11 protein-coding genes are annotated in these 14,315 nt (G+C 60.5%); 3 read left to right on the top strand and 8 right to left on the bottom strand.

Annotation, left to right across the window (positions count from 1 at the left end; genetic code table 11):
• Nucleotides 1-39 precede the first annotated feature (39 nt).
• Genes adeC through MUM_RS0129815 form a run of 3 tightly spaced genes read right to left on the bottom strand, consistent with a single transcriptional unit; the run spans nucleotide 40 to nucleotide 5,807 of the window.
• On the bottom strand, nucleotides 40-1,497 hold the full coding sequence (gene adeC / locus MUM_RS0129825; protein ID WP_010176667.1) for an AdeC/AdeK/OprM family multidrug efflux complex outer membrane factor: 1,458 nt from the start codon (nucleotides 1,495-1,497) through the stop codon (nucleotides 40-42).
• Entirely contained in the window at nucleotides 1,494-4,655 is a 3,162-nt protein-coding gene (locus MUM_RS0129820; RefSeq protein ID WP_010176666.1) for an efflux RND transporter permease subunit, read from the bottom strand. The genes adeC and MUM_RS0129820 overlap by 4 nt, the downstream gene beginning before the upstream one ends.
• Before the next feature lie 3 nt (nucleotides 4,656-4,658).
• Nucleotides 4,659-5,807 (bottom strand): efflux RND transporter periplasmic adaptor subunit, encoded by a 1,149-nt coding sequence (locus MUM_RS0129815; RefSeq protein ID WP_010176665.1) that lies wholly within the window; start codon nucleotides 5,805-5,807, stop codon nucleotides 4,659-4,661.
• A gap of 265 nt (nucleotides 5,808-6,072) precedes the next feature.
• Here MUM_RS0129815 and MUM_RS0129810 point away from each other — a divergent pair, with 265 nt between their 5' ends.
• Nucleotides 6,073-6,705, top strand: coding sequence for a TetR family transcriptional regulator (locus tag MUM_RS0129810; RefSeq protein ID WP_003219798.1), 633 nt, complete (start codon nucleotides 6,073-6,075; stop codon nucleotides 6,703-6,705).
• 230 nt (nucleotides 6,706-6,935) lie between these two features.
• On the opposite strand, the gene MUM_RS0129805 is transcribed toward MUM_RS0129810, so the two are convergent.
• The 3 genes from MUM_RS0129805 to MUM_RS0129795 are packed head-to-tail and all read right to left on the bottom strand — an operon-like array spanning nucleotide 6,936 to nucleotide 9,512.
• Complete coding sequence (locus MUM_RS0129805; protein ID WP_010176664.1) at nucleotides 6,936-7,991, bottom strand: alkene reductase; 1,056 nt, start codon at nucleotides 7,989-7,991, stop codon at nucleotides 6,936-6,938.
• 26 nt (nucleotides 7,992-8,017) lie between these two features.
• A complete protein-coding gene (locus MUM_RS0129800; RefSeq protein WP_010176663.1) occupies nucleotides 8,018-9,184 on the bottom strand; it encodes an MFS transporter in 1,167 nt (388 codons plus the stop codon).
• A gap of 13 nt (nucleotides 9,185-9,197) precedes the next feature.
• Nucleotides 9,198-9,512 (bottom strand): ArsR/SmtB family transcription factor, encoded by a 315-nt coding sequence (locus tag MUM_RS0129795; RefSeq protein ID WP_010176662.1) that lies wholly within the window; start codon nucleotides 9,510-9,512, stop codon nucleotides 9,198-9,200.
• A 156-nt stretch (nucleotides 9,513-9,668) separates the two neighbouring features.
• Between MUM_RS0129795 and MUM_RS0129790 the strand changes: the two genes are divergently transcribed.
• Nucleotides 9,669-10,241 carry an acyl carrier protein phosphodiesterase gene (locus MUM_RS0129790; RefSeq protein ID WP_010176661.1) on the top strand — a complete coding sequence of 191 codons (573 nt, stop codon included), beginning with the start codon at nucleotides 9,669-9,671 and terminating at the stop codon, nucleotides 10,239-10,241.
• On the opposite strand, the gene MUM_RS0129785 is transcribed toward MUM_RS0129790, so the two are convergent.
• A complete protein-coding gene (locus MUM_RS0129785; protein WP_010176660.1) occupies nucleotides 10,238-11,032 on the bottom strand; it encodes a lysophospholipid acyltransferase family protein in 795 nt (264 codons plus the stop codon). The genes MUM_RS0129790 and MUM_RS0129785 overlap by 4 nt on opposite strands.
• Complete coding sequence (gene olsB, locus MUM_RS0129780; RefSeq protein ID WP_010176659.1) at nucleotides 11,032-11,787, bottom strand: L-ornithine N(alpha)-acyltransferase; 756 nt, start codon at nucleotides 11,785-11,787, stop codon at nucleotides 11,032-11,034. Before olsB ends, MUM_RS0129785 begins: the two co-directional genes overlap by 1 nt.
• Before the next feature lie 750 nt (nucleotides 11,788-12,537).
• Between olsB and MUM_RS1000000133710 the strand changes: the two genes are divergently transcribed.
• Nucleotides 12,538-14,089 (top strand): IS3 family transposase gene (locus MUM_RS1000000133710; protein WP_443216255.1). Its coding sequence is split into 2 segments (ribosomal slippage): nucleotides 12,538-12,998 and nucleotides 12,997-14,089, totalling 1,554 coding nucleotides; the frame shifts between segments, so codons are not numbered across the junction.
• The last annotated feature ends 226 nt before the right edge of the window (nucleotides 14,090-14,315 follow it).

Below are 14,315 nucleotides of genomic sequence, written 5' to 3'. Positions count from 1 at the left end.
TTCCTGTGAGGGAAGCGGCTTTTGTTCACTGCGCCACTGTCAGAACAACTTCAAGGGCGGTGCTTCTTCTTTCAACGGTTCATTCTTCGCGGTTTGCTCGTTCCAGCCACCACCGAGGGCCTTGTACAGGTTGACCTCGCTGTTGAGCTGCGCCAGACGGTCGGTGATCAGCGATTGCTGGGCACTGAACAGTTGGCGCTGGGCGTCGAGGAACGTCAGGTTGCTGTCGACACCAATGCGGTAGCGACGCTCGGCCAGTCGGTAGTAATCCTGGTTGGCCGCGACGAAGCCACGTTGGGCGTCCAGTTGCTGCTTGTAGGTCTCGCGGGCGGCGAGGCCGTCGGAGACTTCCTGGAAGCCGGTCTGGATCGCTTTCTCGTAGTTGGCGACGTTGATCTCTTTCTGGATTTTCGAGTAATCCAGGCTGGCGCGCAGGCTGCCGGCGTTGAAGATCGGGATGTTGATCTGCGGTGCGAACGACCAGGTACCCGAACCGCCCTTGAACAGGCCGCCCAGCGTCGGGCTTGCGGTACCGGCGCTGGCGGTCAGGCTGATGCTCGGGAAGAACGCCGCCCGTGCCGCGCCGATGTTGGCGTTGGCCGCCTTGAGGTTGTACTCGGCCTGCAGGATGTCGGGACGACGTTGCAGCAGGTCCGACGGCAGGCCGGCCGGTACTTCGCTCAACAGGTCATCCGCCAATGGCCGGCTGACGATATTCGCCGGCAGGCCGGTGCCCAGCAGCAGGGTCAGGCTGTTTTCGTCCTGGGCCACCTGGCGGGTGTAACGCGCCAGTGCAACCCGGGCGTTTTCCACCGAGGTACGGGCCTGGCTCAGGTCCAGGGCCGATGCCACGCCGACTTCATTGCTGCGGGAGGTGAGCTTGAAGCTCTGCTCGTACGCGCCCAGGGTGTCCTGGGTGAGCTTGAGCAGCTCCTTGTCGGCCTGCCAGGTCAGGTAGGCATTGGCCACGCTGGCCACCAGGCTGATCTGGGTGGTGCGACGGGCTTCTTCGGTCGCGAAGTATTGTTGCAGCGCTTGCTCGCTCAGGCTGCGCACGCGGCCGAACAGGTCCAGCTCATAAGAGCTGATCCCCAGGCCCGCCGAATATTGGCTGGTGATGCCTGCTTCGCCGGTCTGCGACAGTTTGGCCGGGGTACGCGAACGGCTGCCGCTGCCCGTGGCCGAAACCGCCGGGAACAGGTCGGCACGCTGGATCTGGTACTGCGCGGCATACGCGTCGATGTTCAGGGCCGCGACACGCAGGTCGCGGTTGTTCACCAGCGCGGTCTGGATCAGCTGTTGCAGGGCAGGGTCATGGAAAAACTGCTTCCAGCCTTGCTCGGCAGCGGCCTGGCTCGGCGCCTGGGCCGACGAATACGCCGGCCCCTGCGGGAACTGCGCGGCTACCGGCGCTTCAGGGCGCTGGTAGTCCGGGATCAGCGAGCAGCCACTGAGCACGAATGCCGTGACAGCTAAGGAAAGTAGCGACTTGCTCATTGGCCAGCCTCTTTAGGAGTTTGCTTGGGTTCAGTCTTTTTACGTTCGCCAGCGGAGGACACGGTTGCGAAGAACAGGGGTACCCAGAAGATCGCGAGGACCGTGGCGGTGATCATACCGCCAATTACGCCCGTACCGATGGCGTGCTGGCTACCTGAGCCGGCACCGGTGGAAATCGCCAGGGGCAGTACGCCGAGCATGAACGCCATGGACGTCATGATGATCGGTCGCAGACGCATGCGGGATGCCTCGATGGCCGACTCGACGATGCCTTTGCCCTGTTCGTGGAGCTCTTTGGCGAACTCCACGATCAGGATGGCGTTTTTCGCCGCCAGACCCACCGTCACCAACAGGCCCACCTGGAAGAACACGTCGTTGGACAGTCCCCGCAGGCTGGTGGCGATCAGGGCACCGATCACACCCAGCGGCACAACCAGAATTACCGCAATCGGGATCGACCAGCTTTCGTACAGTGCCGCCAGGCAGAGGAACACTACCAGCAGCGACAGGGCGTACAGCGCAGGCGCCTGGGAACCGGACAGGCGTTCTTCGTACGACAGGCCGGTCCACGAGTAGCCGACACCGGCTGGCAAGTCCTTGGCAATGCGTTCGACTTCCGCCATCGCATCACCGGTACTGTAGCCAGGCGCCGGGGTACCGAGGATTTCCATCGCCGCTACACCGTTATAGCGCGAGAGTTTCGGCGAACCGAAGATCCACTTGCCCGAAGAAATGGCCGACAGGGGCACCATCTTCCCGGACGTGCTGCGCACGTACCATTTGCTCAGGTCTTCCGGAGACATCCGGCTGGCGGCGTCACCCTGTACATACACCTTCTTCACACGACCACGGTCGATGAAGTCGTTGATGTAGCTGCCACCCAGGGCAATTGCCAGGGTCTGCTGGATGTCTGCCAGGCTGATGCCCTGGGCGCTGGCCTTCTCGTCGTCAACGGTCAGCTCGTACTGCGGCTCATCGTTCACGCCGTTGGGGCGCACGCCCGCCAGGATCTTGCTTTGTGCTGCGGCACCGAGGAACTGGTTACGCGCGTCCATCAACTTCTGGTGGCCGACGCCGCCCTGGTCTTGCAGGAACACGTCGAAGCCGGTGGCGTTACCCAGTTCGAGTACCGACGGTGGCACCACGGCAAATACCATGGCGTCCTTGAAGGCCCCGAAGAAGTAACCCTGGGCGCGCTTGGCAACCTCAAATACCGACTGGGTCGAATCACGCTCATCCCACGGCTTGAGCATCACGAACGCGAGGCCCGAGCTCTGGCCACGACCGGCGAAGTTGAAGCCGTTTACGGTAAACACCGATTTAACCGCCTTGCCTTCGCCTGGCTCGCCTTCCTTGTCGTTCAACAGGTAGGCGCGCATATCGTCGATGACTTTCTGCGTACGTTCAGCCGAAGAACCCACTGGCGTTTGTACCTGGGCAAAGATCACGCCCTGGTCTTCCTCTGGGAGGAACGCGCTTGGAATGCGGGTGAACATCCAGATCATACCGGCGAGGATCAGTACATAGACCAGGAACGCCGGGAACTTGTGCTTGATCATGTTACCGACGCCGCGCTCGTAGCTCAGAACGCCACGGTCGAAGGTACGGTTGAACCAGCCAAAGAAACCGCGCTTGGGTTGGCCGTGTTTTTCCGGGTCAATCGGCTTGAGCATGGTGGCGCACAAGGCCGGGGTGAAGATCAGCGCAACCAGTACCGACAACGCCATCGCCGAAACAATGGTGATGGAGAACTGCCGGTAGATCACACCGGTGGAACCCCCGAAGAACGCCATTGGCAGCAGTACCGCCGACAGCACCAGGGCGATACCCACCAGGGCACCCTGGATCTGGCCCATGGACTTGATCGTCGCCTCCTTGGGCGACAAGTGCTCCTCGGCCATTACCCGCTCGACGTTCTCCACCACAACGATCGCATCGTCCACCAGCAAGCCGATGGCCAGGATCATGCCGAACATGGTCAGGGTGTTGATGGTGAAGCCGAACGCCGCGAGGATCCCGAAGGTACCCAGCAATACCACCGGTACCGTCATCGTGGTGATGATGGTGGCGCGGAAGTTCTGCAGGAACAGGAACATCACCAGGAACACCAGTACGATCGCTTCGACCAGGGTGTGAACCACACCGGAGATCGATTCGGTCACCACCGGGGTGGTGTCATACGGCACCACCGCCTTCATGCCAGGCGGGAAGAACGGTTCGAGGGACGCAACCGTTTCGCGAATCGCCTTGGCGGTGTCCAGTGCGTTGGCACCGGCTGCCAGCTTGATCGCCATACCGGAGGCCGGCTTGCCGTTGAACTGTGCACTGATGCTGTAGTTCTGGCCGCCCAGTTCGATACGCGCAACGTCACCCAGACGAACCTGGGAGCCGTCGGAGTTGACCTTCATCAGGATATTGCCGAACGCTTCAGTGGTTTGCAGACGCGTCTTGCCGATGATGGTGGCGTTCAACTGAGTGCCGGGCAGGGCAGGCAGGCCGCCCAATTGGCCGGTAGCCACCTGGACGTTCTGCGCCTGGATGGCGTTGCTGACATCCACTGGCGTCAGCTGGTAGTTGTTCAGCTTGGCCGGGTCGAGCCAGATACGCATGGCGTACTGGGAACCGAACACCTGGAAGTCACCCACACCGGCGGTCCGGGAAATCGGGTCCTGGATGTTGGAAACGATGTAGTTGGACAGGTCATCCTTGGTCATGCTGCCGTCTTCCGACACCAGACCGATCACCATCAGGAAGTTCTTCACCGACTTGGTAACGCGGATACCTTGCTGCTGTACTTCTTGTGGCAGCAGCGGAGTCGCCAGGTTGAGCTTGTTCTGTACCTGAACCTGGGCGATGTCCGGGTTGGTACCCTGGTTGAACGTCGCGGTGATGGTCATGCTGCCGTCGGAGTTACTGTCCGAGGCGACATAACGCAGGTTGTCGATACCGTTGAGCTGTTGCTCGATAACCTGCACCACGGTGTCCTGCACGGTTTGTGCAGACGCGCCCGGGTAGGTCACCTGGATATCAATGGCGGTTGGCGCAATGGCCGGGTACTGGTTGATGGGCAACTTCAGGATCGACAGTGCCCCGACCAGCATGATCACCAGGGCAATTACCCAGGCGAAAATGGGACGGTCGATAAAAAATTTCGACATGAATTACTCCCCTTGACCAGCAGCGGCAGCAGGAGCAGCAGCGGAACCGGCGGGCTTGGCGTTATCCGCGTCCTTGACCTTGACTTCGATGCCCGGCTTGATGAATTGCAGGCCTTCGGTGATTACGCGGTCACCGGCGTTCAGGCCTTTTTCTACCAGCCAGTAGGCGCCGGTAGTCCGGTTGGCGACCAGTACACGCTGCTCGACCTTGTTGTCCTTGTTCACCACCAGCGCGGTCGGGATGCCCTTCAGGTCGCGGGTCACGCCTTGCTGTGGTGCCAGGATGGCCTTGCTGTTCACACCGGCTTGCAATTGCGCGTGCACAAACATGCCCGGCAGCAGGGTGTGATCAGGGTTCGGGAACACGGCGCGCAGGGTCACGGAACCGGTGGTTTCGTCGACCGAGACTTCGGAGAATTCCAGCTTGCCTTCCACGCCGTAGTCGCTGCCGTCTTCCAGGGTCAGCTTGACCTTGGCCGCATTGTCGCCGGCTTTTTCCAGTTGGCCGCTTTCCAGGTCGCGACGCAGTTTCAGCATCTCGGCGGAGGACTGCGTGACGTCAACGTAGATCGGGTCCAGTTGCTGGATCACTGCCATGGCGTCGGTCTGGCCGTTGCTGACCAGTGCCCCTTCGGTCACCGAAGAGCGGCCGATACGCCCGGAGATCGGGGCGAAGACCTTGGTGTAGCGCACGTTGATCTGGGCCGTTTGCAGGTTGGCTTCAGAGGTCATGCGGTTGGACACGGCAGTGTCGTATTCCTGGCGGCTGACCGCTTGCTCATCGACCAATTGCTTGTAGCGATCGGCAATCGATTTGGTCTGGGCCAGGTTGGCCTGGGCGCTTTTCAGGGAGGCGTCATACACCGACGGATCGATCTGATAGAGCTGCTGGCCTTCTTTAACGTCGCCGCCTTCCTTGAACAGGCGCTTGAGAATGATGCCGTTGACCTGAGGGCGAACCTCGGCAATGCGGTAGGCCGTGGTGCGGCCTGGCAGCTCGGATGTCAGGGTGAAGGCTTGAGGTTGAATAGTGACCACGCCGACCTGAGGGGTTTGAGCGGGCGGAGCCGCTTCTTCCTTTTTACATCCGCTGAGCAGCGATGCCAGGGCGACGGCAGTAACCAGGGCGGTAACAGCTGGCTTAAGTTGCATGAAGATCCTCGGGTCAGGCGCGCAGAGTGCGCACAAGAAGTGTGGAAGGGTAAAAAACAGGCACTGAGTGGATAAGTAGCTTGCTACGCAATATACTTACGTTCATGGTTGTTTGTAAACTCTTGACAGGCTTCGCGGAATGTTGACAAAGCACCGTCCAAAGCCTCGATTCTAGTACGTTCGGCGCCCATGAAGGCGTCGTCCCACAATTATTCAGATGGTCGTTTCCGGCCACCCCAAGTGTCCTGATTGAGGTTTTACTGCCATGGTTCGTCGTACCAAAGAGGAAGCTCAGGAAACGCGCAGCCAGATTCTTGAAGCGGCCGAGCAAGCCTTTTACGAGCGCGGGGTTGCGCGTACCACGCTGGCGGATATCGCCGCGCTGGCCGGCGTGACGCGCGGTGCCATCTACTGGCATTTCAGCAACAAGGCCGACCTGGTGCAGGCGATGCTCGATACGCTGCACGAGCCGCTGGATGAGTTGGCCAGGGCCAGTGAGAGCGAGGACGAGGTCGATCCGCTGGGTTGCATGCGCAAGCTGCTGATTCATCTGTTCCATCAAGTGGCCCTGGACCCGAAGACCCGGCGCATCAATGAGATTTTGTTTCATAAGTGCGAATTCACCGATGAAATGTGTGATCTGCGCCGTCAGCGCCAGACCGCCAGCCTTGAATGCAACCTGCGCATCGGGCTGACCCTGCGTAACGCGGTCCATCGCGGGCAGCTTCCGGAGAATCTCGACACCGTGCGTGCCGCTGTGTGCATGCACGCCTATATCGACGGAATTCTCGGCCAATGGCTGCTGGTGCCCGACAGTTTTCAGTTGGCCCAGGACGCAGAGCGATGGGTCGATATCGCGTTGGACATGCTGCGCTTGAGCCCTGGCCTGCGCAATTAAGACAAAATGCGTAATTGCGACCAGTTGTGTCAACAATAAAGGCCAGGGCAGGTCAATCAGCCTTTTCCCTGAATTTATGGGGTGACGTTATATACGGGCTGGCGGGTGGTTGATAGGTAGTTGGCTAAGTATTTTGTAGCAATATTGTTGCAAGGCTGTGAAGGAATGTTTCCTGCGGCCCATAAAAAAGCCCCGGCTCTCGCAAGCCGGGGCTTTTTCGTTTCAGCCGATTACAGGGCCAGGGTCGGGTAGTCGATGTAGCCGACCGGGCCTTTGCCGTAGAACGTCTCTGGATGAGCTTCGTTCAGCGGAGCATCGGCCTTCAGACGAGCCGGCAGGTCCGGGTTGGCGATGAACGGCACGCCGAACGCGACGGCGTCTGCCTTGCCCGAGGCCAGCCAGGCGTTGGCGCTGTCCTTGGTGAAGCGTTCGTTGGCGATGTAAGGACCGCCGAAGGCTGCTTTCAGTTGTGGGCCGAGGCTGTCGCCCGCTTCCTTTTCACGGGAGCAGATGAACGCGATGCCACGCTTGCCCAGTTCCTTGGCGATGTAGGTGAAGGTTTCCGACAGGTTGGCGTCGCCCATGTCGTGGGAGTCGGCGCGCGGTGCCAGGTGCACACCTACACGGCCGGCGCCCCACACTTCAATCACCGCGTCAGTCACTTCGAGCATCAGGCGTGCGCGGTTTTCCAGGGAGCCGCCATAGTTGTCAGTGCGCTGGTTGGTGCTGCTTTGCAGGAACTGGTCAAGCAGGTAGCCGTTTGCGCCGTGAACTTCCACGCCGTCAAAACCGGCAGCCTTGGCGTTCTCGGCGCCTACGCGGTAAGCGTCGACGATGTCGGCGATTTCAGCGATTTCCAGGGCGCGCGGGGTAGGGTAGTCGGCCAGTGGGCGCACCAGGCTGACGTGGCCTTTAGGCTGGATGGCACTTGGCGCGACCGGGGTTTCACCATCAAGGTAGGACTCATGGGAAATACGGCCCACGTGCCACAGTTGCAGGAAGATCTTGCCGCCCGCGCCGTGTACGGCCTTGGTCACGTTGGCCCAGCCGCGCACCTGGTCGTTGGACCAGATGCCCGGGGTATCCGGGTAACCCACGCCCATTGGCGTCACGGAGGTGGCTTCGCTGAGGATCAGTCCGGCGGAGGCACGTTGTACGTAGTACTCGGCCATCAGCGCATTCGGCACACGGCCGGCGTCGGCACGGCAGCGGGTCAGCGGCGCCATGATGATGCGGTTCGACAGTTCCAGGTCGCCCAGCTTGATGGGATCGAAAATAGTCGTCATGGGATAACACCCTTCTCTTTAGTTGATCAGTTGGTCGCGGGGGCCAGGTCGGCATCGCCGGTCTGACGGAAAGTAATCAGGGTCACCAGCAGGGCGAGCACCGCCAGTGCCGCAGCGGCCAGGGGCACGCTGGTCAGGCCGAAACCATGGGCAATCACGCTGCCGCCTACCCAGGCGCCGAGGGCGTTGCCGATGTTGAAGGCGCCGATGTTCAAGGTGGACACGAGGTTGGGCGCAGCCTTGCCGAAGGTCACCACGTTGATTTGCAGCGCCGGTACGGCGGCAAACGAGGCGGTGGCCCAGAGGAACAGGGTGATTTCAGTCGGGATCACGGCGACGCTGGTCCAGGTCAGTACCGTGGACACCACCGCCATGCTGATAAATACGCCGATCAGGGTGGCGGCCAGGCGTTTGTCGGCCAGCTTGCCGCCGATGATGTTGCCGACGGTCAGGCCCAGGCCGATCAGCAGCAGGGTCCAGGTCACGCCTTTGGGCGAAACACCGGTGACATCCCCCAGCAGCGGCGCGACGTAGGTAAAGAGGGTGAACATCGAGGCGGCGAACAGCGCAGTCATGCTCAGCGACAACCAGATCCCGGCACCCTTGAGGGCGGCCAGTTCGGCGCGCATGTCGAGTTTCTCCTCGTCACGCTTGGCCGGCAGGAAGCGGATCAGGCCGATCAATGCGATCACCCCAATCACCGTCACTGCCCAGAAGGTCGAGCGCCAGCCGGCTTCCTGGCCCAGCGCAGTGCCCAACGGCACGCCCAGCACGTTGGCCAGGGTCAAACCGGTGAACATCAATGCCACGGCTGAAGCACGCTTGTTGGCCGGTACCAGGTTGGCCGCAACCACCGAACCGATACCGAAGAAGGCACCGTGGCAGAGCGCCGTAACCACACGGGCAAACATCAGCACGTTGTAGTCACTGGCCAGTGCGCAGAGCAAGTTGCCGATGATGAAGATGCCCATCAACGCTACCAGGGCGGCCTTGCGTGGCAGCTTGGCGGTGGCCAGCGCCATGAACGGCGCACCGATGGCCACGCCCAGGGCGTAACCGGTCACCAGCCAGCCGGCGCCGGGAATCGATACACCGAGGTCGGTCGCCACATCGGGCAACAGCCCCATGATGACGAACTCGGTCGTACCGATGGCGAAGGCGCTTAAGGCCAGGATGAGTAGCGAGAGAGGCATTGTCGGGTCCTTGTTACAGCGGTGTGCTGAGTTCTTCGGTGAGCGCTTTGAGGAAGGCTTGGATCACCTCCTCATTGCGTTTGAAAAAGTGCCACTGGCCCGCCTTCTGGCTGCTGATCAGCCCCGCCCGTTGCAGGTTCGCCAGGTGCGCCGACACGGTGGACTGCGACAGGCCGCAGCGCTGGTCGATCTGCCCGGCGCAAATACCGTGCTCGTGGTTGTGGATCTGCTCGGGGAATTGCACTTTCGGGTCTTTCAGCCAGTTGAGGATGTCTCGCCGTACTGGGTGCGCCAGGGCTTTTATTATTTCGTCGAGGTCGATGGACATGGCAGTGATGCTCGGGTTTGTAAAACGTTATATCGCGATGAGGCGAACCTTAAATCGTTATATCCCGATATACCAATATGATTTTGGTCTTAAACCAGATTAAATCGGTATATCGGGTTATAACGATACGTTGACGGCAGTGCTAGACTGCGCGCCATGAATTATCTCGCACATCTGCACCTGGGCGGCCAACTTCCTGCTCAATTGCTCGGCAGCCTGTATGGCGACTTCGTTAAAGGTCGCCTGCAAGGCCAGTTCAGCCCGCAAATCGAGTCGGCGATTCAGTTGCACCGCTCAATCGATCGCTACACCGACAGCCACCCGCTGATAGGGGAGGCCCTGTCGCGCTTCACCCTCACCCGACGCCGCTACGCCGGGATCGTCCTCGATGTGTTTTTCGACCACTGCCTGGCGCGGGATTGGGCGTTGTATGCCGATCAACCGCTGGAGCGCTTTACCTCCCGGGTTTACCGGGTGCTCGCCGAAGAACCGGCGTTGCCGGGGCGGCTGGCGCAGATTGCGCCGTATATGGCGGCAGATGACTGGCTGGGTTCATACCGCGAGTTCGCGGTGATGGAACAGGTGTTGACGGGCATCGGCCGGCGCCTGACACGGCCCGAAGAACTGGGCCATGCCATGCAGGAATTGCGGGCGCTGTATGAGCCGTTGAGCGAGGATTTTCGGGTGTTTTACCCGCAGTTGCAGGTGTTTGCCGCGCAGCACATCTAGGCTGCGGCCAGAGTTCCGGCACGCCGCGGTTCTGCCGGCTGCACCACTTCACCAAACAACGCTTTCTGCACCGCCTGCTGCGCCTGGAACGCCAGTGCCGCACGTTCCTGCCCGGCGCAGGCAATCGGCTTGAGCAGATGGATTTCCACATCGCCCTGGTCATTGCCAAACAACCGCATCAGGTGCGAGAGCAAATCGTCATCGCCAATAAACGGTGCCAGCGGGTCGATATGGCCATCGCGCAGGTAACGAATCGCCACCGGTTGCAGCGACACATCGGCATCAATCGCACTGGCCAATAACCGCCCGTGGAATGTACGCAACGTTCGGCCATCGGTGGTGGTGCCTTCGGGGAACATCAACAGCGGGTGTTTTTGTTCCAGGTGGCGGGTCATCTGCTTGCGGATCAACTGGCTGTCACCCGAACCACGACGGATAAACAGGCTGCCGGCCTTGGCTGCCAACCAGCCCGCCACGGGCCAGGTACGCACCTCGGCCTTGGACAGGAACGACATCGGCGCCACCATCCCCAGCAACGGGATATCGGTCCATGACACGTGGTTGCTGACCCACAGCATCGACTGCTGCGGCAACTCACCGTGAACGGTCACGCGAAAGGGCAGGGCATTGGTCAGCCGTGCCATGAAAAAACGCGACCAGCGCTGCCGGCGCACCATCGAGTTGGCCACACCCAGTCGTTCAAATACCCCAAACACACTGGCCATGCTCAAACCCAGGGCCACCACCACCAGCACGCGGGCGATCCGCCCGTACACCCGAAGGCGGCTCATCACATGGCTGCCTTGAAGTGGCGGGCATAACGCGGGCACAGCTCGTCGCGCTTGAGCAGGATAAACACGTCGGCCACCTGGAAGTCCTCGTCCCAGCACGGCTCGCCGCAAATCTTCGCCCCCAGGCGCATATAGGCCTTGAGCAGGGGCGGCATTTCGGCGATCACGTTGGACGGCAGGTCCAATGCCGGCAGGGGCTTTTTCGGCTCGGCCCGCAGGTGTTCGTTGCACAGGTAGCGTTCGCGCAGGCGCTGCATGATCGCATGGGCCTGGATGCCGCCGTCGTGCATCGGGATGCTCGCGCAGCCCATCAGGTAGCTGTAGCCGCCCTGGTTGAGCACTTCGGCCAGTTCGCCCCATAACACCGCGATGGTGCCGCCGTTGCGGTAGGCCGGGTCGACGCAGGTGCGGCCGATCTCCAGGATCGGGCCTTTGAGGTGCAGCAGGCCGTGGAGGCTGAATTCTTCTTCGCTGTAGAAGCGGCCCAGGGTGCTGGCGGCCTGGTGGTCGAGCAAACGGGTGGTGGCGACGAGTCGACCGCTGTTCAAATCCCGCACGCCGATGTGGCTGCAGTGAACATCATAGTCATCCATGTCCAGGCCCAGTTCCGCGCCTTTCAGCTTGGCGTTGAATTCGCCGCTGAACACGTTGAACCGCAGGGCTTGGGCTTCCTGCAAAGCCTGGGCGCCGATCAGGCGTTCGGCTTGCAGGCGGCGTTCATTGCCGGTGTCGCTGATGCGGGCGATCTGAGTCATGGCGAGTCTCCGAGTGCCGGCCAGGGTTGCGGCCGGTCGACTTGTTTGTGCCAACTCAGGCTATGTACGGCCGGTGTCATCTCCATGAAGTTACGGTGACGCTTAGATGACAGGCGTCTGGGGCTGGTTTGGGGGGTTGTGTACATATCCGTTGTTGCGGTAACGGCCTCCTATGGTTTCGCTCTTACAGCGACTCACTTTGGAAAAGCCCCAAAGTAAGCAAAGGGCTCTGCCCCGCCTGTCGGCACCTCGCCTAGGCTCGGTGTTCCCTCACTCCGGCATTGCTCCGCGGGCCGCCGCGACGGGGCGTCCCTGCCCCGTCGCGGCTAAACCGGCGTCCTGCCGGTTTACCCGCTCCTCAATCCCTGCGTTCGGCCTCGGGCTTATTGGGGCAGTCAGATCAAGATCAAAAGCAAGAGCACAGCGGCCTACAGGCCGGCTTGAGTGGTAGAAGCCAAATCAAAAGCGAAAGCCAAAGCGAAAACCAAATCTGAAACTGCTGCGGCTCTGCTTTTCTGTGGGAGCTGGCTTGCCTGCGATGCAGACAACTCGGTCTTTCAGGTACACCGAGGCGATGCTATCGCAGGCAAGCCAGCTCCCACATTTGGACCGTGGCCGCTTTAGATTTTGATCTTGCCTTTGCTTCACACCACTCAAGCCGGCCTGTAGGCCGCTGTGCCCCCCGGTGTCAGGGTAGTTGTCGCGTCCACCGCTTTTTGAACACATTTCGGGGGCGGCAAGAGTATGGTCATGCCTTTCTACTCAGATGAACGTAAAGCCGCACTGCTGAAAATGATGCTTCCGCCCCTGAGCCTTTCAGCAGCGGAGGTCGCTCGCCGCGAAGGTTGCAGCGATATGTCTCTCCATTATTGGCGCAAACAAGCTGCTGCCAGAGGAACGCAATTGTCCGACGCTAAACAACCCGCCGAAAATTGGTCAGCCGAATCCAAACTGGCGGTCATCATAGAGACAGGTTCGCTGTCGGAACTGGAGATCGGTGAATATTGCCGAAGGAAAGGTATTTTTCCCGAGCAGATTACCGATTGGCGTAATGCGTTTATCGCCAGTAGCACCCAAAAACCAGCTGCGAAAACGGCGAGTTCAGGGCAGTCACGGGATGATAAAAAAAGGATCCGTGAGCTTGAGCGCGAACTACGCCGCAAGGATGCGGCGCTGGCCGAGACGGCGGCGTTACTGGTGCTGAGAAAAAGCTCAATGCCTACTGGGGGAGCGACGACGAGGACAACTGACCTTGTTGCCAGAACGGTATTTACTCGTTGGTTGGCTCAATGAAGCCATCCTGGCGGGCGCCCGCAGGGCGCCTGCTTGTCATGAGGTAGACCTTTCACTGAGGACACTGCAACGCTGGAATTTGCCGGAAGAAATCTTGGCGGATGGGCGCACGACGACGCTCAGGCGGATGCCGAACAACGCACTCAGTGAGCTTGAACGGCAAAGTATCGTGACGCTGTGCAACAGCAAAACCTATGCGCATCTGCCGCCGAGCCAAATCGTGCCACAGCTGGCTGACGAGGGGCGTTACATGGCCTCGGAGGCGACATTTTATCGCGTACTGCACGCGGCAGGTCAGCAGCAACATCGCTCGCGTGCCAAGCGGCCGCATCGTCATGAGGCGCCCACGACTTATGCGGCGACCGCCGCCAATCAAGTGTGGTCATGGGACATCACTTACTTGCCGTCACCGGTTCGCGGAAAGTTTTACTACCTCTATCTGATCGAGGATATCTACAGCCGGAAGGCGGTGGGTTGGGAAGTTTACGAAGCAGAAAGCGGTGAAAAAGCAGCCGCGTTGCTGCAACGAAGCGTGACTCAGGAAAAGTGCTGGCTCCAGCCGTTGGTGCTTCACTCGGACAACGGTGCGCCGATGAAATCGTTAACGCTACTAACCAAGATGTACGACTTGGGCATCACGCCGTCTCGCGGTAGACCACGGGTCAGTAACGACAACCCGTACTCGGAATCGTTGTTCAGAACGCTGAAATACTGCCCGCAGTGGCCGCAGGACGGGTTTTCCAGCCTGGATGAGGCGCGTATCTGGGTAAGGAATTTTATGACCTGGTACAACACCGTGCACCGTCATAGGCGGATCCGCTTCGTGACACCCGCTCAACGTCACGAAGGGAAAGACCGGGAAATCTTGGCTCGCCGAGAGGCGGTATACAGGCAAGCCAGAGAGAGAAGACCGGAAAGATGGTCAGGTGAGACACGCAACTGGAACCCTATCGGGACGGTGTATCTGAACCCTGAAAGGGAGCTGACAGTGGTAATAAAAGCCGCGTAGTACGACGGTGAACGCGACAACTACCTTGAAAAACGCCGGTAGGCCGCTGTGCTCTTGCTTTTGATCTTGATCTGGCTCTGACTGCCCCAATAAGCCCGAGGCCGAACGCAGGTGGTGCGGAGCGGGTAAACCGGCAGGACGCCGGTTTAGCCGCGCTGGGCCAAGGATGGCCCATCGCGGCGGCCCGCGGAGCAGCGCCGGAGTGAGGGAACACCGAGCCTTAGCG

The organism is Pseudomonas sp. PAMC 25886 (assembly GCF_000242655.1).
GTDB lineage: Bacteria > Pseudomonadota > Gammaproteobacteria > Pseudomonadales > Pseudomonadaceae > Aquipseudomonas.
The sequence above is the reverse complement of the archived record's forward strand: the minus strand, read 5'-3'. Positions and strand labels throughout refer to the sequence as shown.

Excerpts from the sequence above, each read along its gene's own strand:
- MUM_RS0129785 (WP_010176660.1), bottom strand. The coding sequence starts at position 11,032 with ATGAGCCGCCTTCGGGTGTACGGGCGGATCGCCCGCGTGCTGGTGGTG.
- MUM_RS0129800 (WP_010176663.1), bottom strand. The coding sequence starts at position 9,184 with ATGCCTCTCTCGCTACTCATCCTGGCCTTAAGCGCCTTCGCCATCGGT.
- olsB (WP_010176659.1), bottom strand. The coding sequence starts at position 11,787 with ATGACTCAGATCGCCCGCATCAGCGACACCGGCAATGAACGCCGCCTG.
- MUM_RS0129820 (WP_010176666.1), bottom strand. The coding sequence starts at position 4,655 with ATGTCGAAATTTTTTATCGACCGTCCCATTTTCGCCTGGGTAATTGCC.
- MUM_RS0129805 (WP_010176664.1), bottom strand. The coding sequence starts at position 7,991 with ATGACGACTATTTTCGATCCCATCAAGCTGGGCGACCTGGAACTGTCG.
- MUM_RS0129810 (WP_003219798.1), top strand. The coding sequence starts at position 6,073 with ATGGTTCGTCGTACCAAAGAGGAAGCTCAGGAAACGCGCAGCCAGATT.
- MUM_RS0129795 (WP_010176662.1), bottom strand. The coding sequence starts at position 9,512 with ATGTCCATCGACCTCGACGAAATAATAAAAGCCCTGGCGCACCCAGTA.
- adeC (WP_010176667.1), bottom strand. The coding sequence starts at position 1,497 with ATGAGCAAGTCGCTACTTTCCTTAGCTGTCACGGCATTCGTGCTCAGT.
- MUM_RS0129790 (WP_010176661.1), top strand. The coding sequence starts at position 9,669 with ATGAATTATCTCGCACATCTGCACCTGGGCGGCCAACTTCCTGCTCAA.
- MUM_RS0129815 (WP_010176665.1), bottom strand. The coding sequence starts at position 5,807 with ATGCAACTTAAGCCAGCTGTTACCGCCCTGGTTACTGCCGTCGCCCTG.